Origin of the sequence: Paenibacillus sp. JJ-100 (genome assembly GCF_948329825.1) — a bacterium.
Taxonomy (GTDB): domain Bacteria; phylum Bacillota; class Bacilli; order Paenibacillales; family Paenibacillaceae; genus Paenibacillus.
This window is the reverse complement of the sequence record NZ_CAOJCM010000008.1, coordinates 36,928-57,959: the sequence shown is the minus strand read 5'-3', so window position 1 is coordinate 57,959 and position 21,032 is coordinate 36,928. Positions and strand designations below refer to the sequence as shown.

Annotated in this window: 20 protein-coding genes; 15 read left to right on the top strand and 5 right to left on the bottom strand. The window is 46.2% G+C overall.

Going from position 1 to position 21,032, the window contains the following annotated elements; genetic code table 11:
- The first annotated feature begins 98 nt into the window (after positions 1-98).
- Complete coding sequence (locus PQG66_RS22120) at positions 99-950, top strand: aldo/keto reductase (protein ID WP_272040000.1); 852 nt, start codon at positions 99-101, stop codon at positions 948-950.
- A 137-nt stretch (positions 951-1,087) separates the two neighbouring features.
- Here the strand turns inward: PQG66_RS22120 and PQG66_RS22115 are convergent, their stop codons facing one another.
- Entirely contained in the window at positions 1,088-4,267 is a 3,180-nt protein-coding gene (locus PQG66_RS22115) for an alpha-mannosidase (RefSeq protein ID WP_272039999.1), read from the bottom strand.
- Positions 4,268-4,486: 219 nt separating this feature from the next.
- Here PQG66_RS22115 and PQG66_RS22110 point away from each other — a divergent pair, with 219 nt between their 5' ends.
- Complete coding sequence (locus PQG66_RS22110) at positions 4,487-5,428, top strand: AraC family transcriptional regulator (RefSeq protein WP_272039998.1); 942 nt, start codon at positions 4,487-4,489, stop codon at positions 5,426-5,428.
- 190 nt (positions 5,429-5,618) lie between these two features.
- Here the strand turns inward: PQG66_RS22110 and PQG66_RS22105 are convergent, their stop codons facing one another.
- From PQG66_RS22105 to PQG66_RS22090, 4 genes are all read right to left on the bottom strand, one after another.
- A complete protein-coding gene (locus PQG66_RS22105; RefSeq protein ID WP_272039997.1) occupies positions 5,619-6,305 on the bottom strand; it encodes an ABC transporter ATP-binding protein in 687 nt (228 codons plus the stop codon).
- Positions 6,305-7,426, bottom strand: coding sequence for an ABC transporter permease (locus PQG66_RS22100; RefSeq protein WP_272039996.1), 1,122 nt, complete (start codon positions 7,424-7,426; stop codon positions 6,305-6,307). The genes PQG66_RS22105 and PQG66_RS22100 overlap by 1 nt, the downstream gene beginning before the upstream one ends.
- Before the next feature lie 114 nt (positions 7,427-7,540).
- The gene (locus tag PQG66_RS22095) at positions 7,541-8,107 is read right to left on the bottom strand and encodes a TetR/AcrR family transcriptional regulator (RefSeq protein ID WP_272039995.1); all 567 of its coding nucleotides are present in this window, start codon (positions 8,105-8,107) and stop codon (positions 7,541-7,543) included.
- 131 nt (positions 8,108-8,238) lie between these two features.
- Positions 8,239-8,577 carry a winged helix-turn-helix transcriptional regulator gene (locus PQG66_RS22090; protein WP_272039994.1) on the bottom strand — a complete coding sequence of 113 codons (339 nt, stop codon included), beginning with the start codon at positions 8,575-8,577 and terminating at the stop codon, positions 8,239-8,241.
- Between the two features lie 105 nt (positions 8,578-8,682).
- Between PQG66_RS22090 and PQG66_RS22085 the strand changes: the two genes are divergently transcribed.
- The 13 genes from PQG66_RS22085 (at position 8,683) to PQG66_RS22025 (ending at position 20,894) form a co-directional block, all read left to right on the top strand.
- The gene (locus tag PQG66_RS22085; RefSeq protein ID WP_272039993.1) at positions 8,683-9,066 is read left to right on the top strand and encodes a RidA family protein; all 384 of its coding nucleotides are present in this window, start codon (positions 8,683-8,685) and stop codon (positions 9,064-9,066) included.
- Between the two features lie 143 nt (positions 9,067-9,209).
- Positions 9,210-10,007: a hypothetical protein gene (locus PQG66_RS22080; protein ID WP_272039992.1), complete on the top strand. Its 798-nt coding sequence runs from the start codon at positions 9,210-9,212 to the stop codon at positions 10,005-10,007.
- Positions 10,008-10,279: 272 nt separating this feature from the next.
- Positions 10,280-10,663, top strand: a complete 384-nt coding sequence (locus PQG66_RS22075; protein ID WP_272039991.1) for a hypothetical protein — start codon at positions 10,280-10,282, stop codon at positions 10,661-10,663.
- Positions 10,664-10,690: 27 nt separating this feature from the next.
- Entirely contained in the window at positions 10,691-10,912 is a 222-nt protein-coding gene (locus tag PQG66_RS22070) for a hypothetical protein (RefSeq protein WP_272039990.1), read from the top strand.
- Between the two features lie 175 nt (positions 10,913-11,087).
- Positions 11,088-11,795, top strand: a complete 708-nt coding sequence (locus tag PQG66_RS22065; RefSeq protein ID WP_272040068.1) for a PspA/IM30 family protein — start codon at positions 11,088-11,090, stop codon at positions 11,793-11,795.
- A 41-nt stretch (positions 11,796-11,836) separates the two neighbouring features.
- A complete protein-coding gene (locus PQG66_RS22060; protein WP_272039989.1) occupies positions 11,837-12,868 on the top strand; it encodes a TFIIB-type zinc ribbon-containing protein in 1,032 nt (343 codons plus the stop codon).
- Positions 12,865-13,662 carry a TPM domain-containing protein gene (locus PQG66_RS22055; protein ID WP_272039988.1) on the top strand — a complete coding sequence of 266 codons (798 nt, stop codon included), beginning with the start codon at positions 12,865-12,867 and terminating at the stop codon, positions 13,660-13,662. Before PQG66_RS22060 ends, PQG66_RS22055 begins: the two co-directional genes overlap by 4 nt.
- A gap of 22 nt (positions 13,663-13,684) precedes the next feature.
- On the top strand, positions 13,685-14,725 hold the full coding sequence (locus tag PQG66_RS22050; protein WP_272040067.1) for an SPFH domain-containing protein: 1,041 nt from the start codon (positions 13,685-13,687) through the stop codon (positions 14,723-14,725).
- A 291-nt stretch (positions 14,726-15,016) separates the two neighbouring features.
- Positions 15,017-15,244: a DUF896 domain-containing protein gene (locus PQG66_RS22045; protein WP_272040066.1), complete on the top strand. Its 228-nt coding sequence runs from the start codon at positions 15,017-15,019 to the stop codon at positions 15,242-15,244.
- Positions 15,245-15,429: 185 nt separating this feature from the next.
- Complete coding sequence (locus tag PQG66_RS22040; protein ID WP_272040065.1) at positions 15,430-16,389, top strand: ring-cleaving dioxygenase; 960 nt, start codon at positions 15,430-15,432, stop codon at positions 16,387-16,389.
- 270 nt (positions 16,390-16,659) lie between these two features.
- Complete coding sequence (locus PQG66_RS22035; RefSeq protein ID WP_272039987.1) at positions 16,660-19,443, top strand: glycoside hydrolase family 3 C-terminal domain-containing protein; 2,784 nt, start codon at positions 16,660-16,662, stop codon at positions 19,441-19,443.
- A gap of 185 nt (positions 19,444-19,628) precedes the next feature.
- Positions 19,629-19,820: a hypothetical protein gene (locus PQG66_RS22030; protein WP_272039986.1), complete on the top strand. Its 192-nt coding sequence runs from the start codon at positions 19,629-19,631 to the stop codon at positions 19,818-19,820.
- Positions 19,821-20,018: 198 nt separating this feature from the next.
- Positions 20,019-20,894 carry a sugar phosphate isomerase/epimerase family protein gene (locus tag PQG66_RS22025; RefSeq protein ID WP_272039985.1) on the top strand — a complete coding sequence of 292 codons (876 nt, stop codon included), beginning with the start codon at positions 20,019-20,021 and terminating at the stop codon, positions 20,892-20,894.
- Positions 20,895-21,032: the final 138 nt, after the last annotated feature.

Sequence of the window (21,032 nt, the reverse complement as noted above, 5' to 3'; positions counted from 1 at the left end):
TGCGGAGGGGTAGAATAACGAGAGAACCGATTCATATTATCTTGTCCAATCCTTGCATAGAAAGATCATATCACCTTTTACAAAGGAGAGTTACTGACATGAATCATATCCCCGAGTACACGTTGAATGACGGCTTGAAGGTGCCTGCTATTGGATTTGGTACGTACAGTTTGAAAGGAGAAGCGGGCGTTCAATCCATAATGTCTGCGTTTGATGTAGGATACCGCTTGATCGATACGGCGTACAATTATGAAAATGAAGCAACGGTTGGTCGAGCAATCAAACAAAGCTCTATTGCCAGAGAAGAGCTTTTGATTACTTCCAAGCTTCCGGGCAGATATCATGCCTATGACAAAGCGTTGGTCGCGATACAAGAGTCACTATACAGAGCTGACCTCGATTATTATGATCTGTACCTGATTCACTGGCCTAATCCGAAGAAGGATATGTATGTAGAGGCATGGCAAGCCTTGATTGAAGCTAAAAAACGCGGATATATCCGTTCCATCGGTGTCAGCAACTTCCTGCCGAAGCACAATGAACGGCTGATTCAAGAGACCGGCGTAGCGCCAAGTCTGAATCAGATTGAACTGCATCCATTCTTCGACCAAGCGAATCAGCGGGAGCAGGATGCGAAGCATGGTATTGTCAACGAGTCGTGGAGTCCCATTGGACGTGGCAATGACGCTTTGCAGGATATTTTGAAAGACGAGAATATTCTTCGCATTGCGGACAACCATGGGAAAACACCGACGCAGATCATTCTGCGCTGGCATATCCAGCTTGGTTCGATCCCGATTCCTAAGGCAGGTTCTTTAGAGCATCAGCAGGAGAACATTAATATTTTTGATTTCGATCTGAGTGCAGAAGAGATGCAGATGATTGCCTCGTTTAATCGTGCGGATGGACGATTGTGGAATCAAGATCCGAGCGAGTATGAGGAATTTTAATAGATTCTAGTTGAAAAAAAGAAGGGTTGCCTCCATGTCGAATGACAGGAAGCAACCCTTCTCTTTTTGTTGCTATTCATCTTACGATAACCATTTCTATGATTGCCGTTTTAGCTGTTTTTTACATTAGGGATGGATTAGTTGGATGCGCTCGGGATACGGAATGTCACAATCTCATAGGGCTTGATGTCAAAAGCAATGCGTGCATTCTCCATACGGTACTCTGCTTCGATATTTTCCAAGAGATCACATGCGAACCCTGTATCACCTGTTCCTTCAGGCAATTGCAGGGAAGCACGGCTGCGACGGCCATGGGCTTCATACACACGGATGATCATGTCATCGTTGTCCTCGGCTTTTTTCACAACCTCCAGCACGACATTCTCCTGATCTACGGAAGCCAGGGACCACATGTCCGGTAATGTGCCGGTCTGTGAACCTATTCCCAGGCCAACCAGCGGACGGTTGAGATCATAAGCCGCCTGAATAACACGTCCCTCACGGAAGTCACCTTGATGTGGAAAGAGCGAGTAGGTGAAGGCATGCTGCTCTTTGTCGGCATTTTCGTTCGGATAGGTCGCGCTCTTGATCAAGGACAGGCGCATCACAGAATTGTGAATGTCATATCCGTATTTGCAGTCATTCAGCAAGGCAGCACCGTAGCCACTCTCCGCCAGATCCGCCCACTTCTGACCACATACTTCGAATCGGGCCTGATCCCAGCTGGTATTGCGGTGTGTTGCACGTTCCACATTACCATACTGGATTTCATAGACGGCCTTTTCACTCCAAATATCGAGTGGGAAGGCTGCTTTCAGCAGCAAATGCTCCTGCTTCCAGTCTACGAAGGTACGGAAATCAATCCGCCGTGTATGTGCGTAGAACATAATTGTTTGCTCCACGACAGAGTCCAAGAATTGTCTTTTTACTTGAAGCACAGAACGTACAGGGCCGCTTTCGACCCATTCCATCGACTGTAAGTCATTGATTTCCCACATCTGCTGTTCATAATAATCATCAATATTCCATGCCTCATATTCCGCAGGACGATCTTCGAACACTTGAAGTACGTTGCCGCGCTCGCCAGATTGAAGCAGTTCACGCCCCTCCAGCTTGTCCCACACGGATATGAATTCAGCACTTTCATTCAGGCGAATATCATACCAAGGGGTCTCGATGGATTGCTGCTCGGATTGCCACTGGGCGACCGATACACCTATACTACTGTGTTCTGCCGCAACATCTGATATGATCCGGAACGTTTTATATCCTGCAGCAGGCACATTCTCTGCAAGGAACACAAGACCGCCTTCCGGCGTGTACTGACTTGGTACAGGGCGCTCTCCATCGTATACCGTTACTTTTCTCGCAAAAGAAGGCAGTTCCACCACATCTGTCCGTGCAAAGCCCGTGCTGTTAAAGACAACAATTCCTTCGCCAGCCGATGTAATCTGGCTCACAATGCTGTTCAAGGCGCTATCCTTCAGCTCGTCCGTGACACGAAGCACCTCTTCGTACTGCTCCTGCGAATCGACGTAAACTTGTTCAATGGAGCTGCCCGGCAGAATATCATGGAACTGGTTCAGCATCGTCAGCTTCCATGCGTGCTCCAATGCGTCTGTTGGATATACAGTCTTTGCATCCGCCTGACGTTGAATCATGGAGAACAGCTCGGCATCCGCCAGCGCAAATTCGCTGTGACGGTTGTACTTTTTGTTACGAGCCATGGATGTGTACGTACCGCGATGGTATTCCAGATACAGCTCGCCTGACCAGCGTGGAACGGAACGCACACCTGCTAGATTCTGCTCTAACTTTTCAAAAAACTCACGTACGAAAGTACGTTTCACCGTAGGTACGCCAGGAAGTCCTTTTTCAAGCCGTCTGCCATGTTCCAGCATCTCCTCCGTTGGTCCACCGCCGCCGTCTCCGAAGCCGAAGCATTGCAATACATCTGTGTTGATGTTTTTGTTCTGATATCGCTGCCATGTGCCTTTCACTTGTGAAGCGTTGAACCGTCCGTTGTATGTCGTTTCGAAACGGTGCTTACCGAATTCAGGGTGTTTGATATAGTCCTTCGCCGTAATAAAATGAGTTAGAACCTCCGAACCATCAATCCCTCTCCAGTACATCGTGTCGTTCGGAATCTGGTTGGTATCATTCCAAGCAATTTTCGTCGTCATAAAATAATCAATACCGCTCTTGCGCATAATCTGTGGCATCGCTGCACTATACCCGAATACATCGGGCAACCACAGTACACGGTTCTCAACGCCGAACTCTTCTTTGAAGAAACGCTTGCCATAGATAATCTGGCGGATCATGGATTCACCGGAGATCAGATTGCAATCGGCCTCCAGCCACATCGAACCTTCGGCTTCCCAGCGGCCTTCGGCCACTTTTTCTTTGATTTTTTCATACAAAGACGGGAAGTCGGCTTTCAGGTATGCATAGAGCTGAGGCTGAGAGGACATGAACGTGTACTCCGGGAATTTATCCATCAGATAGAGCACACTGGCGAAGCTACGAATGACTTTTTCCCGTGTCTGATCCAGCGTCCACAGCCAGGCCACGTCAATATGAGTATGACCGATACAATGAACGGTTGGGATGTGATTACTGTCAGGACGAGCCTCACCATAGATATGGTTTTGCAGATAGTCGCGTGCCTTCAGCACAGATGCGTGAAAAGCTTCGCTATTTTCCTGCCGTAAATCTAGCAGATTCACAGCTTCGTTCAGTTGTTCAATCAGCTTCAGGCGCTCGAGATCATCCTCTGGTAACAGGTCTGCCGCATCCAGTGCAGCCTTCAGGTCATAATACAAATTCGAAACAGGCTCATGATGCTCGGCAATATATACGTTTAGAAAGACATCGGCTGCGGACGTGCTGCAATAGGCGTACAGCGCCAGCTCGAACTCGTCGCCTTTGACAGCGGCAGGCGTCAGGTCGATCTCGGTATGATTCACATCCAGACCGCAGATCAGCTCTCCGTTCAGGAACGCCAGAAACTGCGGGTTATCATAATTCCAGATATCTGTCGCACCGGTAACGATAGCACATACGACCTTTTTTCCTTCCATATGATCAGGGATCTGAATGCGGGTCTTGAAGCAGCTGTGCACATCCTTACCGCCCCAGCCATCACCCTTACGGAACACATTCCACGAAGAAGGGTCTTCATGCACGAGATCCCACGTATGGTATCCGCTCTCTTTATGATAAAGCTCGGGTATATAGGTCTTAGACGTTAATCGTGCAGTCTCCAAGTGTTTCACAATCGTATGAATTCGAGTGGACAAAGAATTGATTTTCATATGTGTTTCCCACCTTGGTATGTAGTAAGTACAGGTTGTAAGGATTAATCGACAACAATCACAACAATAGAATTTCTAACTTTGAAAACGCTGACATTTTAACTTTATCATATCAAACCGGAAATGATCGAAACTACGTAATGTATGCTGAAAATGCCGTCTTTTTATTGCATTTCATGCTAAAATAAAGCTATGAATGAACAGGGAAGGAGCATGTCCATGACATCATCGGTTTTGTCATATGAGAAGGGATATGCGATCCATGTGAACCAGCCGGAGGATTCCCTTTTTTATTATCTGGATTACGATGAGCGTTCGCATGATCTCAATATGGAGTTTCAGCATTTTCACGATTTCTATGAAATTTGCATACTGCTGGATCGTACCGCTGCACATATTATTGAAGGCAGTTTATATGAGATTCAGCCTGATGATATTGTGCTGCTTCGGCCTGCTTTGCTTCATAAAACCCAATATCCGAAGGGCATGCCGCCCAAACGGTTAATGATCAATTTTGCTATGCCCCGCAGTGTGCCTGGACTTGAGAGCGGTTACAGCGAGCTATTTTCGATATTTCATGCTCCCGTTCCTATTTTTCGGTTCTCGGAAGAGCGGCGGAAGGAGATCCTTGCCCCCATTAATGACATTTTTGCGCTATCACAGCAGATGTCTCCCATTCAATCCGTGGCTATTCATCATAAATTTGTAGAATTCCTGTGTGGTATACATCGGTATTCAGCGGAGAATACCTATGTACGTGAAGAGACTGGATCCGTAATGTCCCGGCGGATGTATGCCGTTGCATCGTATATTCACAGCCACTATCAGCAGGAGCTGTCACTGGATGAAGTGTCCAGACGCTTTTATGTGAGTGCCCATCATCTGTCTCGCCAGTTCAACAAAGTGACGGGTTTCACCTTTACAGAGTATGTACAGATGACCCGAATCCGTAATGCGCAACAGTTACTGCTGCATACAAGTGAGAAAATTACAGATATCGCTTCCCAGTGTGGCTTCAGTAGCTTCTCGCAGTTTAATCGGATTTTCAACAAACAGAATGGGATGTCACCAAGTGCATATCGCCGCAGTAGACCAGTACAGGACGAACGCCAGATGGGGTTTACAAAGGAAAGGGTACAAGGCAACTTAAGGAGTACTTAAGCCTCTTGAGCATCCTGAGCAGGTTATGAGCGGCAGTCAGATAGAGTGTCTAAAGTATGAGGTAGGAGCGGAGTAAGCGGAAGCTAGTATAAAAATAAGGAAGAATCAGCGCCAAATTAGGGAGCTGATTCTTCATCATATAGGGAATTACATCATTTTCATTCATCGGTTAAATGGGTTAAAGCTTGTTCTAGGACGTTGTAGCAAGGGTTAGAATTCCATCATTCATTCGGTATACCTTATCGCAATAGGCAAGCATACGCTCATCATGGGTAACCATGATCGCTGCTTTTTGGCGTGATTTTACCTCTTGGGCCATGAGACTGACCACTTCATGTGCTCTTTTGGTATCCAGGCTGGCCGTGGGTTCATCCGCCAAGATCAGGTTGGGATCATTCATTAATGCACGAGCAATGGCCGTCCGCTGTTTTTCCCCGCCGGATAATTCATCCGGGAATTTTCTGAGCTTCTGTCCGAGCCCGAGCTCTTCCAGCAGTTTGGTAGCAAATTTCCGATCCTCTTTCTGAATGGTTCCAGACATTCTTTTGACGACGAGGAGCTGGTCGAGAACATGTAGATAAGGAACCAAATTGGATGATTGCATAATAAAGCCGATCTCTTTCAGTCGTATATTCGATAATTTTTTTTCCGTAAGCGTGGATATTACATTTCCATTCAGTCGGACTTCTCCTTCGGATGCTTTGAGCATGGCCCCCGCAATAGACAAAAATGTACTTTTACCCGACCCGGACGGACCAACAACAGCAACGAATTCTCCCGGCTCCACAGATAAGGACACCTGATCGAGTGCCTTTATCCGCTGACTTCCTTCACCGTAGTACATTGTGACTTCATTCATCTGCAGTCCTGTTGTCATTATTCAACCCTCCCGAGCGCTTTAAGTGGATCAATCTTAGTAATTTTTCGAACAGAGACCATTGAGCTTAACATCGCAATCACCAGCAAGATGATAGAATACGTCACGACTAGACTGGTTTCCAGCTTGAATGGCATGCCTTTAGGCATAATCGCAGCAGTTCCATAAGTCAGTAGGATCCCAACGATGATACTCGTCAGCGACAGTACAAACACTTGAGATACAATGGCTTTACTCAAAAACCGGTTACTAGCACCTATAGCTTTCATAATGCCGAATTGGTTGGTCTTTTGCATGGTGATGACATAAAAGAATACACCCAACACAAAGGCAGAGATCGCGAGAAGGAAGGCAAGCATCATCAGAATCGTACCGTTTTCTTCTTTGTATCCCGGCATACCTTGTACAGCTCCGGAGCGGGTAACGGTATCTGTACCGGACAGCTTGTTATTCATTTCAGCCGAATCAATATTTGCGCCTTGTAGCATAATGGCATTAACCGGTTCGGCTATTCCTTTATCGGAACCCGGAGCCGCAAAGGCAATCTTCCGCCATTGATCCATCGGTGTAAATACGGATGCAACGTGGTTATACGTCTCATTCTCTACAAATCCAACGATCGTTAAGGATTCTGTCGTACCATCGAGCTGAAAAGTATCCCCGAGCTTGAATCCCTCATCTTTCAGGGTCATATTCACTACGACACCCTTAGGGTTATCCGAAGACAGACCTTGACCTTCTACAATATTGGGCTCTAGAAAACTCCCTGGATTAATGCCTAGAATGGCTACATCGACCTTATCTTCATTCTTCGAACTTTTTCCCTTCATCGCTGTTGCCATGGTACTTCCCATAGGTGCAGCAGCTTCTACATTGGGCAGCTTTTCCGCCTCCGTCACACGTTGAGCAGATAGTAATGACTTACTCATGGAAGACTGTGAGCCTTCTTCGAAGATGACATAATCAGCTTTCATATTCTTGAAGGTGGCGGCAGCTAAGTTGGATAATCCATTACCGAGACCAGATAGAATAAATACAAGCCAAGCAATTAATACAAAAATAATGATAATCATTAGAAATTTCAGTTTGCTATGCATTAGTTCTTTTATAGCTAGAAACATGAATTCAACCCCTTTTTTATGACACTTGTGTCAAATTTGAAGTGTCGCGACACACGTTCTCAATTATTAAACAATATAAATGACACATGTGTCAAATTGAACCCAAGAAAAAACTCAGTTCTTGGCTCCGCCGATCCACGTTTGAAAAAGTAGTCTACCCCAGTCAGCCGTAGGAATATTCATCATGTTAGGTGTGTTAAATAAGTTGAAGAAGACACCAATAAGTACAGGTAAAGGGATATCTTGGCGCAGAGATTTATTCTGTTGAGCGCGCTCAAACAAACGTGATAATTGCATTTTGAGCGTCTGATGTGCATCCTCAATGAATTCAAGATCCCTCGCCGCTGCAGGAGAGTTGGACGTATTAATTTTATTCGCATCCCCCAGAAGCTGATGAAGTGCGGCTTCTTCCACATAGACCAGGAGTAAATCTTCCAGTGCTTTCATGGGATCAGACTCATCCACAGCGGATGCTTGTTCCAACACATCAGCGATAACTCGCTTCATGCAAGCAGCTACAATTTCTTCTTTGTTCGCGTAATACTGATATATGGTGCTTCGGGCTCCGGATAGATGCTGTGAAAGCAGCTTGAGGTGGAAACCGTCGTAACCATGCTCAAGGACCAATTTTTTGGTCATATCCAGCAGCTCTGTTTTCGTAAACGATTGCTTTCTTCCCATCGACAATCTCTTCTTTCATATGATTTAAAACCTGTCTTACAGGAATAGAAGGGTACTACTACCGATTTCATCATTGTAATTAGTTTAGCATAAGATTCTCCATTCCGAACATGGACCATGAAGCGGACATACTAATCCCGATGCTGTGCGCCCCATTCGCACATCTGTTCCAATACAGGCAAGAGCGTCTGTGCTTTTGGTGTCAGTGAATATTCCACCTTAGGGGGGATCTGTGGATACTCCTTACGCTCAACCAAGCCGTCTGCCTGCAGCTCCTTGAGCTGTGCGCTCAAAATCTTGTAAGTGATCGCTCCGATCTGCCGCTGCATTTCATTGAAACGAACAGGTTGTTTGGCAGCGAGCAGATACAGAATAATCATCTTCCATTTGCCACCGATGACTGACATGGTGTAACCAAAAGGTGAATCTTGAATAAGCATATTCTCGTCTTGAAAGTCGGAAATCCCCATGTTTACACTATCCTTTCAGATAGTACCTATCGTTATTGTGCGTACTATCCTAATCTTTGAGCTCAGTCTATACTAGCCTTAATTTAAAGTAAAGGGGCAAGGAATATGACGACTATTCAAACGTACAATCATCAATTGTGGGACCATGGGATCTCTCAAGGCTACTGCGTTAATAACACCCTATATATTTCTGGACAATTCTCTCACAACGCAGAAGGCCACTTTGTTGGAGAGGGTGACATTCAGGCGCAAGTGTCACAGACACTACAGAATCTGGATCATGTGTTAGCACAGTTTAACGTAACGAAGTCGAATCTTGCATATGTCGAAATATATTTGACCCAGGCACAAGAGCATGGTGGGATTGCCATCGAGATGTTTAAAGAATATGTTGGAGAGCATCGACCAGCGGGTAGTCTGATCGGGGTGAATTATCTGGCATTCCCGGAACAATGGGTAGAAATAAGTGCAGTTGCTCATGTGAATTAATGGAAATATAAAATTAATGGAATGGTGCTCAGCTCGCGTTTCATCCAATCTCCAATAGGGTAAATAAACACTTCTCCATATACAGATATCATGTGCTAAAGGAGTGGGGATGAATCGTACATAAAGTAGCACCTTACATACTTATGCTCGGCATCTGGACTGTCATGTTGGATGGACTGTGGATTGTAGAAACCTATGATTCCTATGGCAGTTATCCTGGAGCAGCATGGATTCTTTTGGCGATTGGACTAGGCTTGATGATACTCGCTTACTTCATGATTCAACTTAAACGGAAACGGGATACCCGTTCAAAAGATGAAGTACCCGGACCACAGGAGAAGAGGGAATCTGCTGCCCAGCAGTTCGTTAACCGGATGTGGAAGGAACGAGAGGCTGTTGGTGGCAAGATCATTCTGGTTCTGCTGATCATCCTTGCAATCATCGCTTTCTTTCATCTCAGTCTGGCTTTGCGTATGTTGCAGATTAGCATATTTGTTGGGATCATTACCTTCACGTTCTTCTATATTATGAATGATGAGCAGGGTGATCTGAAGGAGCAGGAAGAGGATCTGAGACCAGAGAGTCACTTTATGCAAACCTTCATGCGTTTGATTGATTACAGGCGACACCCTTTCAGTCTAGGGCTTCTCGTGTTTCTTATCCTTGTGCTGACATGCCTGATCTCGAAGGGATTGGGAGTAGATCTCAGTTTTGAGACGGGCGGTAATCCGCGCTATGTCATGAGTTTATCTACATCTGCTGTTTTGTTATCGGGTCTCACGTTCGCTTGTGGACTAATCTATACCAATCAACATGGTGACTTTTTAGGAATTCCCCAAAAGGAGCAGGGGGCATACAGGGTGTTTCAGATTCATTTTTTTGAAATCATTGTTTGCGGTGCCTCCTTCTTGATCTGGCTTGGCCTTATGATATTGAGCTGAGTTATAGGTAGACGCGTATTGGATATGTAACAGGAAAAAAGGAAAACTCGCTGTCAGAAGCGGGTTTTCTTTATTTTGTCTATAGTAGTTATAATCATATGACAATTCATTACATAATATAAACTTTTTAGAGTTAGTAGATCGTGTAAAATAAATTAGATGATGGAGAGTTATACGTCGTTTCAAAAGGGAAAGAAGCCACTGGACATATCACTATACCAAGTGTTCTGGGAGTTGAAGGAGATATGTTTTATTAAGGGGATTATGCTGTGATGTACAAGCATAATAAGAGTGAACAAGAGTTAGAAGAGTTAAGGGATCTTGTTTTTGTTCAACCCTCGGATCAACCTGTTTCTTTCGAGATAATCAACTTCGACACAATGGATGTATTCCTGCTGACTCCTGAATACACCGGATCAAGAGGGTTTAATTCGTATGTTTTTGGTGTGGATCAAAAAAGCGGAGAAGAATTTACGATTATGTTTAAAAAGGATGCAAGAGTTTGGGAAACCATCAATTATGAAAAAGTCAGTACTCCTGTGAATAAAAATGATAAGCTGGTTGTCACAACTAGAAACACCGAAGGCCAAGGGGATACTTTAACTGTAGAATACAGGTTCGATCGAGATAGTAAACAATTCATAGCAGAACAGTAAATGAATAAGAAGAAGGAGTGAAGAAGCATGCCCAATATTCATAGAGCTGCAGATCCCGATCACATTATTCAGTGCGTTGTGGAACGATTCCCGTGCAGAGTGCTCTGGAGCGAAGGCCGTCCATGTCTGGAGTACCAGCGGGAGGAAGATGTGGCAGTGATCACCGACTATGTTCGGACGACATACGGGGTGGAGCTGCTGGATGTCTTCTTTACAGCGGTAGAGAGTCTGCCGGAGGAGACAGAATGAATACCGGATCATCGACGGCGGATACGATTTACATAATACGAATACAGAACAAATAGCCGAGGAAAGTATAAAATGTATTGCAGAGCTAAAGATGAACTGATTATTAAATGTGAAACGTATGCCGTCTTATTCATGTATTATATTCATATGAACATACCCGAAGGAGGAACGAATGATGGGAATCTTATCGAGGTTTAGAGACGTGATGAAAGCGAATGTGAACCACATGCTTCGCCGGTCGGAGGACCCGGAGCAGACCGTGAATGAGTATATGCGCAGCCTGAGTAGTGATTTGGGACAGGTGAAGGCAGAGACAACTGCGGTGATGGCGGATGAAAATCGAGCGAAGCGGGCACTGGATGAGTGCCAGGCTGAGGTGAACAAGCTGCAACGTTATGCGGAGAAGTCAGCCGAGTCGGGTGATGTAGACAAAGCACGGAGCTTTTTGGAGAAAAAAGTGAAGCTGGCAGATAAACGGAATGAATTGCAAGCGGCTTATGATCGAGCTTCTGCCAAAGCAAAAATGATGAAACACATGAACGATAAACTCGTTGCAGATTTGGAGAAATTGGAAGCGAGACATGCTGAGCTGAAGGGCCGAATGGCGGATGCGAAGGCACAGCAGCAACTCAATGAACAGAATGCCTCCGCGAGCCGCGCTGAAACAGCGTTTAAAGCGATGGAGGATCGAGCCAATCAGGCACTGAACGAAGCGGAAGCACTTGCCGAGCTTCGCGCAGGTACGCAGGAGGACGATCTGGATGAACTGATTGCACAACTGGAGCGGGATATGAACGCCGATGCGGGTAATAGGGAGAGTGAGCACCCGACTCCTAGTGCGGATGAGGAACTGGCGGCCATTCAGGAGAAACTCGGGAAGTAATTTATCACATTGACACACAATTCAGACACGGAGGTGAGCAAATGCCGGTATTAGAGTACAAGTGCCCGAACTGCGGCAGTGGCATGATTTTTGACAGTGTATCCGGTGCATTATCCTGTCCCAGCTGCGGACGCGAGGACAACATCGAGCAACTCCCTGATCCCCTGAAGAAACAGGTGTTTACAGAGGGAGAAGTCAAAGAATATCACTGCAATAGCTGCGGAGCAGACATCGTAACCGAACCGGAGACAAGTGCAACGACATGCAGTTTCTGCGGTGCGGCAGTAGTGCTTAGTGATCGGCTTACGGGCAACCTGGCCCCGGCGATGGTCATTCCTTTTTCGATCAATAAAGAGCAAGCCAAGCAGGCATTCAAAAAGTGGTGTAGAAACGGCTTGCTGACACCGAGCGGCTTTATGACCGCAGATCGGATCCAGAGCATCACGGGTATTTATGTGCCGTTCTGGCTGTACGATTTACATAATCGAATAGAAGTTCATGCCCAAGGCACCAAGGTGAGATCTTACACGCAGGGTGATTACCGATATACAGAGACACAACATTTTGATATTTATCGTAAAATTCGGTTGGAATATGTGAATCTGCCCATCGATGCTTCGGAAAAAATGAACGATGAACTAATGGATAAACTAGAGCCGTTTCCTTACAATGAGCTAAAATTATTTAAGACCCCGTATCTAGCCGGATATATAGCGGAAAAATACAGTTATACCGAAGATGAGCTCTTCCCACGAGCCAAGGATAAAACGAGATCCTATATCGATTCTTACATTGCCTCTACCGTGTCCGGATACACGAGCGTGAGCTACACGGATAAACAGATCGACACCACGCTCAAAAATGCAGACTATGTGCTTCTCCCGGTATGGATGGTCAACTATGACTTCAATCGTAAACAGTATACCTTCGCCATGAACGGACAGACGGGTAAAGTTGTCGGCAAGCCGCCGATCAGTAAGGCCAAAGTAGCCGGATGGTTCACAGGTGTATCGGCTGTTTCGCTATTATCGCTGAAGCTGGTGTCGTGGATGATGGGAGGTGGATTCCTGTGAGCAAAAAACGGCCTATAGCTGTGATGGCTGCGCTAATTGTACTCCTAGTAACGATGATTGCTCCGATCTTCCCTATACCATCGGCATCCGCAGCAGAGACCAAAAATCTCATCTTTGATGAGGCTAACCTGCTAAGTGAGCAGGATCGAACTGAATTGAATGCCCTGGCGAATAAGTATTCGGCAGAGCGCCAGACGGATTTAATTATTTATACTACTAACAATGAGGAGCAAAAGGAAGATGAGCTCCTGACTCAGGAATTCTACGATAACCGGGCACCGGGGTATGATAAACCTCATGGAAACACCGTTATGCTGACAATGGATATGTATCATCGTAAAGTGTATGCAGCGGGGTTTTACAAAGGTGAAGAGTACGTTGATAACAGCCGAACAGCCAAAATCACAGAAAAAATCGCTCCAGACTTGTCGGATGGCAATTATCGAATAGCTTTTGAAAAGTTTCTAAATCTCTCTTATGAATATCTGGATCTCAAGCCTGGGGTGAACCCGGATAATATTTTGTTTAAGACATGGTTTCAGCTTGCCGCATCTGTTGCCATTGGCGGTATTGTTGTTGGTGTCATGACGTATCGTTCGGGTGGACGTGTGACGGTGAACCGTGCTACCTATGAGGATTCGGAGAACTCGCATGTGATTGATCGTCAGGATCGATATATTCGTACAACGGTCACGAAGACCAAAATTGAGAAGAATAACAATAACGGCGGAGGTGGCGGTGGAGGCACTACCGCAGGCGGACATTCACATAGCGGTAGCAGTCGGTCGTTCTAAAAATGAAGGGATGGGATCGAACATGGGATTTTTCAGAAATCAGTTTTCTAACGTAGTGGAATGGGAAGAATTCAGAGATGATATGATCTTCTGGAAGTGGAGCAATCGGGAGATCAAGAAGGGCAGTAAGCTGATTATTCGAGCGGGGCAGGATGCGATTTTCCTTAATAACGGCAAGGTGGAAGGTATTTTTGAGGACGAAGGTACGTTTAATATCGATTCGGAGATCATTCCATTTCTGTCTACGCTGAAAGGCTTCAAGTTTGGATTCAACAGCGGCATGCGAGTAGAGGTATTGTTCGTAAATACAAAAGAGTTCACGGTACGCTGGGGCACGAAAAGTCCGGTATTAATTCCGACACCGCAGCTTCCGGGCGGCATGCCGATTCGGGCGAACGGAACGTTTAACTTCAAAGTGAGTGACTATGTGACCCTGATTGATAAAATTGCGGGCATCAAACAGAGCTATGTGGTCGAGGATGTCAAAATTCGCATCACATCTGTACTGGACCAGTTGCTGATGAAGTGGATCAGCCGTGAAGGTAAAGATATGTTTAATCTTCAGGCGAATGCTTCGGACATTGCACGCGGTATTCAAGAGGATCTGGATATGCAGATGATGGATATCGGGATTGGCATTACCGGGTTCCAGGTGATGAGCTTTAACTATCCGCAGGAGATTCAGGATATGATCACCAAAACCGCTTCCCACGAGATGATCGGTAACCTGCAGAAATACCAGCAGGTGAGCATGACCGACGGCATCTCCTCTGGTAAAGTACAGGGCGGCGGTGCAGCATCAGATATGGCAGGCATGATGATGGGCATGAACATGGCGAATGAAATGATGAAAAACATGAACCAGAATCAAAACCAGCAGAACAATCAAAACTCGAATGCTCAGAACCAAAACAACCAGAATCAAGGTCAACCGCAGAACAATAATTCGGGTGCGTCTCCGTCTTCTAACGGTGATGGCAAAAAGCCGAACTTCTGCCCGAACTGTGGCACCAAAAACGAAGGAGCTAACTTCTGTCCGAACTGTGGTCAAAAGCTGGCATAATGGAGTAGCAAGGGGTGAGACACCCTGGAATAGAAGAGTTAGCTTCGCAGTAAGACTTAATGTCTGTTGTGGAGCTGACTCTTTATATTTCTAATGACAATAGGCACAAAGAGTAAGAGAGGCGGAAAGAGGCTGTTCCTTTTTCACATTAGCAAACGGTTGACATCGTAACAAAAATCATTTATCTTTATATTAAGACATTTAAATTGAATCAAATTGACAGCAATACCAACTTCAGAATATACTCCAATAAATATCTTCAATCTATATACAGGAGGAGAGATCCAGATGATGATTCCAGCACTGACACGAATTAATGAGCTCGCGAGAAAAGCCAAAGCGGGTGGATTAACGGAGATGGAGAAAGCAGAACAGACTCGCCTTCGTCAGGAATATTTGAAGACTTTTCGAGGTTCGGTCAACGACATTTTGCTGAATTCGACCATCTACGATCCAAACGGCGATGACGTGACTCCGGATAAATTGAAAAAAGTGCAGGCTTCGAGACAGAATCCTTAGGGCGCCTTGCAGTAGACAGACCTTTTCGAACAGCAACTATGCAACGTCCCCAATTCGTTAAACAGAAAGCTCGTACTGGTGCCAGTTGCAGTTCAGATCTGGCACGAGTACAGCAGATCATATATCTTAATATAAAGATAATTTGAACATCACTCATGAGTATACAAGCCAAGGAGGCTATAATGATGAACATTCAAACAACGGGTATTCACCACATTACCGCTTTTGCAGGAGATCCACAGGCTAACGTTGACTTTTACGCTGGTGTACTGGGACTTCGACTGGTGAAAAAAACAATAAACTTCGATGCACCGGATGTATACCACCTGTACTTTGGAGATGAGCACGGCAGCCCGGGTACCATTATCACCTTCTTCCCGGCTGCTGGTTCACCACGAGGCCAGATTGGCGGCGGTCAAGTCGGGATCACTTCGTATGTCATTCCACCGGGTTCTATGGATTTCTGGCAGAACCGTCTGGAAGGTTTTAATATCGACGTGACCAGAACGAATCGCTTTGATGAAGAATTGCTGCAATTCCAAGACAGCGAAGGGTTACGCCTGGAATTGGTTGAACGGGAAGAGGGAGCAGCGAATACATGGGTGCAGGAAGGTATCCCGGCTGAACATGCGATCAAAGGTTTCGGCGGAGCAGTACTGTTCAGTGTGAACCCGCAGCGGACAATGGATGCATTACAGCGTATTCTCGGATTTGAAAAAGTGGGCCAAAATGAGGTTTATGCCCGTTTCCGGTCAATCGGAGATATCGGCAATATTGTGGATGTTCCGGTTAACCGTGTACCGCTGGGCATGGGCGGTGCAGGAACCGTGCACCATATCGCATGGCGCGCAGTCGATGATGTACAACATGCACAATGGAGTGAAGCCGTGCGCAATTATGGATATCAGCCGACTCCGGTGCGGGATCGTCAGTATTTTAACGCCATTTACTTTAGAGAAGCTGGTGGCATTCTGTTCGAAATTGCTACCGATCCTCCGGGTTTTGCAAAAGACGAACCGGTTGAAGCGCTTGGACAGAAACTGATGCTGCCAGAATGGTTTGAGCAGTACCGCACTCAGATTGAGGATAATCTGCAACCGATACAGGTAAGAACGCTTATGCCTGCAACAAAGGTTACCGAGTAAAGAAAAGTTCAAGAAGATCAGGGTATAGGACAAATATAAGAGTAGATGAAAAATATGATCTGCAAGAGCCACGGACAGCCTTTGTTCGTGGCTTTAATATTTATTATAAGAGCATAAATATTTCTCATATATTTTCCTACATGCAATCTGTTAATATGGGACTAAGTACAAGTAAATCTGCCATATCTATGAAGTTCGTTGCATGTTAGATGAGCTTAGCCCGGGAAGAGTGTTTCCCAGATATGGGGATGACAATCAGGAGGGAAATCATTGAGTACAAGTCTAATTGGTGTTCCGTTGGAAGGGTTTGCAGAGTTTAGCCGTACAGTAGCAGCGGAAGGTGCTGTTTTGCTTAGAAATGAAGGGGACATTCTTCCGCTTGGTCAATCCGAAAACGTTTCAGTTTTTGGCCGAATTCAAGTGAACTATTATCGCAGTGGCACAGGTTCAGGCGGTAGTGTTCATGTGGCGTACACAACGAATCTGCTGGATGGACTGTGCAGCAAAAAGAATATTAGTGTTAATGAAGAACTGGCCGCTGTGTATGAGCAGTGGATTGAGGAGAACCCGTTCGAGGACGGCGGAAAAGTATGGGCAGCCGAGCCGTGGAATCAGAAGGAAATGCCGCTCACGGACGAGCTGGTTGCAAAGGCCCGAAGCAAATCCAGCAAAGCGATCGTAGTCATTGGACGTACCGCAGGTGAGGATCAGGATAATGCAGATGCACCCGGAAGTTACCGACTGACCGATGATGAGAAGGCTATGTTGAAGCATGTTACGAACCATTTTGAACATACCATTGTTGTACTCAATGTCTCGAATATTATAGATATGAGCTGGCTGAACGAAACGGTTCTACATCCCATTCAAGGTGTGATCTACTCTTGGCACGGCGGCATGGAAGGCGGGAATGCCATTGCGGACGTACTCGTAGGAGAGGTGACACCAAGCGGTAAACTGACAGATACGATTGCATATTCTATCGAAGATTATCCGTCCACAAGCAATTATGGAAATGAGTTTAAGAACCTGTATCAGGAAGACATTTATGTGGGATATCGCTTTTTTGAAACGTTTCGACCTGAGAAAGTACAATATGAGTTCGGTTATGGTTTGTCTTACACCACCTTTGCGGTTCAAACCGAGGAAGCGCGCACCGTGACCGAAAACGGGGAGACATCTATCGAGGTTCGCGTGAAGGTAACCAACTCGGGTACGACTTATGCGGGTAAAGAAGTAGTTCAGGTGTATTACGAGGCACCGCAAGGAAAACTGGGGCAACCCGTGAAAGCGCTGGCCGCTTTTGGCAAAACAGGACTGCTACAGCCCGGTGAATCCGAACGGTTAACGATACGTTTCCCGGTTCATCGCATGGCTTCGTACGATGATGCAGGTGTGACGGGATATGCGTCCGCATACGTGCTTGAAGCCGGAACGTATCGCTTACATGTCGGTACCAGTGTGAAACAGGTAGAGCATGTTGGCATCGATGGCCAAGATGGCTATGTTGTGGACAGCATTCAATTGGTGGAACAATTGCAGGAAGCAATGGCGCCAACGGAAGATTTTACACGTATGAAACCGGGTACTCGCAGAGCAGACGGTACGTATGAGTTGACGTATGTAGATGTGCCTAAACGCAAAGTGTCCATCGCAGATCGCATCACACAGAACTTGCCGCAGACCCTGGAGCAGACGGGCAATCAGGGCTACAAGCTGAGCGATGTGAAGGCAGGTAAAGTCAGTCTGGAAGCTTTTGTAGCTCAACTGAGTGATCAGGATCTCGCAGCACTTGTGCGCGGGGAAGGTATGAGCAGTCCACTGGTTACTTCGGGAACCGCTTCAGCTTTTGGCGGTGTCAGTGACAGCCTCTTTAACTATGGCATTCCGGTGGCCTGTACGGCAGATGGCCCATCCGGTATCCGTATGGATAGCGGTGAGAAGGCGACACAAGTATCGATCGGAACACTGCTGGCAGCAACGTGGAATACGGATTTGGTAGAAGAACTGTATGTGATGGAAGGGCGCGAGCTGCTCCGTAATCAGGTGGATACCCTGCTCGGTCCTGGACTTAACATTCGCCGCAGTCCGCTGAACGGACGTAACTTCGAATATTTCTCGGAGGACCCGCTGATCTCGGGTGTATTTGCTGCAGCATGTACGAAAGGCATTATGAAAGGTGGCTCCAACGCCACATTGAAGCACTTTGCCTGCAACAATCAGGAGAAACACCGCAGCAAGGTCGATGCTGTTGTATCTGAACGCGCTCTGCGGGAGATATATCTGAAAGGGTTCGAGATTGCAGTGAAAGAGGGTGGCGCCAACTCTATCATGACCTCCTACAATCCGATTAATGGGCACTGGGCTGCATCCAATTATGATCTGAACACCACCATTCTGCGTGGAGAGTGGAACTTTGACGGTATTGTGATGACCGACTGGTGGGCCATTATGAACGATGTGGTAGAAGGCGGCGAAGCTGATCGTAAGTTCACGAACTGGATGATTCGGGCGCAGAATGATCTCTACATGGTTGTGCCGAACTATGGTGCAGAGATTAACGGCTGGGACGACAACACGATTGAATCACTGGAAAATGGAACATTGACCCGCGGCGAGCTGCAACGCTCTGCGATTAACATCTGCAAATTCATCATGAATGCGCCGGTATCCTCACGCAAACATGAGATTGTAGAGAACGTGGCTTCCTTCCAGGCGAATACATCCTTGTCTCCGGCAGATGTCCAAGTGCTGTCTGAGAGTGCACAGGTGAAACCTGCGGTAACTGAGCCTGTCTATATGAAAGTAGATAAAGCAGGCCAGTACCGGATCATTGTACAGATCATGTCGCCAGAGCCAGAACTCGCACAGAGTGCATGTAACGTGCTGCTCAATGATCAGATCGCTACGACGATTCAGACCAATGGTACCGAAGGCAAATGGATCAGACAAAAACTGGTGAAAGTGCAGCTCGAAGCAGGGCTATATGAACTCAAACTTGATTTTACCAAACCGGGTCTGCAGATCGATTGGATTGAATTCAAACAGATCTAAGCCAAGACAGGCAGAGTACGAAAACGTAAAGAAAGAACTCATAATCATAAATTAAAATACATTTAACATCTTAACGAGGGACACTGCATGCGGTGTCCTTTTGTTGTAACGGGAGAAATTGGCTGTTATGATCAAGTTAAGGGAAGGTGGAGAAACAGAATAATGGGCCAGGGGTGTGCTTAACGATGAAAAGATACAATTATTTAAGTCCGATTCTGCTGATAGTCGTTGCTTTGATTGTCCGAGGTCTTGTCACGAATCTGTGTATGGTGTTTGGATTGTCACAAGAGGTGTCCAGCAATATTGCGATGCTAGCCATGGTTATTGTGGCCTTGATTATGTTCAACCGTATGACCAAAGCGCGGCGCAATAAGTAGGTATACTCCGATTTTTGAGAGCGCTTTAATGAGTGTGATAATAAAGAGTGTGGAAGACGCGAACAGGTGACAAAGACGAAGTAGAGTTCATTTCTGCCTCGTCTTTTTTCGTTAAACCTCTGAATAACATGTTCTAAAGAGGCATGCGAAGGAACAAAGGGTACATCACAACTTATCTAATCTCATGGGAGGTTTAACATGAAATTAACGAATAAGATCGGTGTAATCGTAGACAGTTTTGGCGTAGGTGTGCGGGAAGGGCTCATGAAAGCCAAGGATGCAGGTGCAGAAGGGGTGCAGATCTACGCGGTGAAGGGAGAGATGGACCCGGAAAATCTATCTTCTGCAGCACGCCGAGAGCTCCGGAGTCATATCGATGGTCTGGGTCTTGAGATTTCGGCCTTGGTTGCCGATCTGGGCGGTCACGGGTTTCAGGTTAAGGCGGATAATGCATGGAAAGTGGAGAAGTCGAAGCGAATTGTTGATTTAGCTCTTGATCTAGGCACGAATATTGTGACCACACACATCGGCATCGTCCCACATGATTCTGCCTCGGAAGTGTATGAAACGCTGTACATGGCTTGCGAAGAGCTAGGGCAATACGCCAAAAGTGTGGGGGCTTACTTTGCTATCGAGACCGGTCCGGAAACGGCTGCTGAACTGAAACGTTTTCTGGATACACTTTCAACGAATGGAGTATCGGTCAACTTTGACCCGGCTAATATGGTCATGGTGACAGGGGATGATCCGGTGGAGGGCGTGAGACTGCTCAAGGATTATATTGTGCATACGCATGTGAAGGACGGTCTGCGTCTGAAAGAGGTAGATCCGCGAGACGTGTACGGTGCGGTGGGGTACGCTCCAATGGATCATGAGCAAATTGTTGACATGGTAGCCTCGGGTGCCTTTTTCCGTGAAGTGCCGCTAGGGGAGGGAGCTGTTGATTTTGATGCGTATTTTGCCGCCCTCCAAGAAATTGGGTATACCGGGTATTTGACGATTGAGCGTGAGGTAGGTCACCAACCAGAACAGGATATTCGCCAAGCCGTACAATTCATCCGACGATACCGATAGAGTGGAGCAGAGGAAGGTAGATCTGAGCAGGTATAGTTGTTGAATGATCTGAATCAACGAGGTAGAGCTATAAGGGGGTATAAGTTACGATAATCACAAGTATGTTATACTGAATGTACGCAGCCTGAAAGATAACTG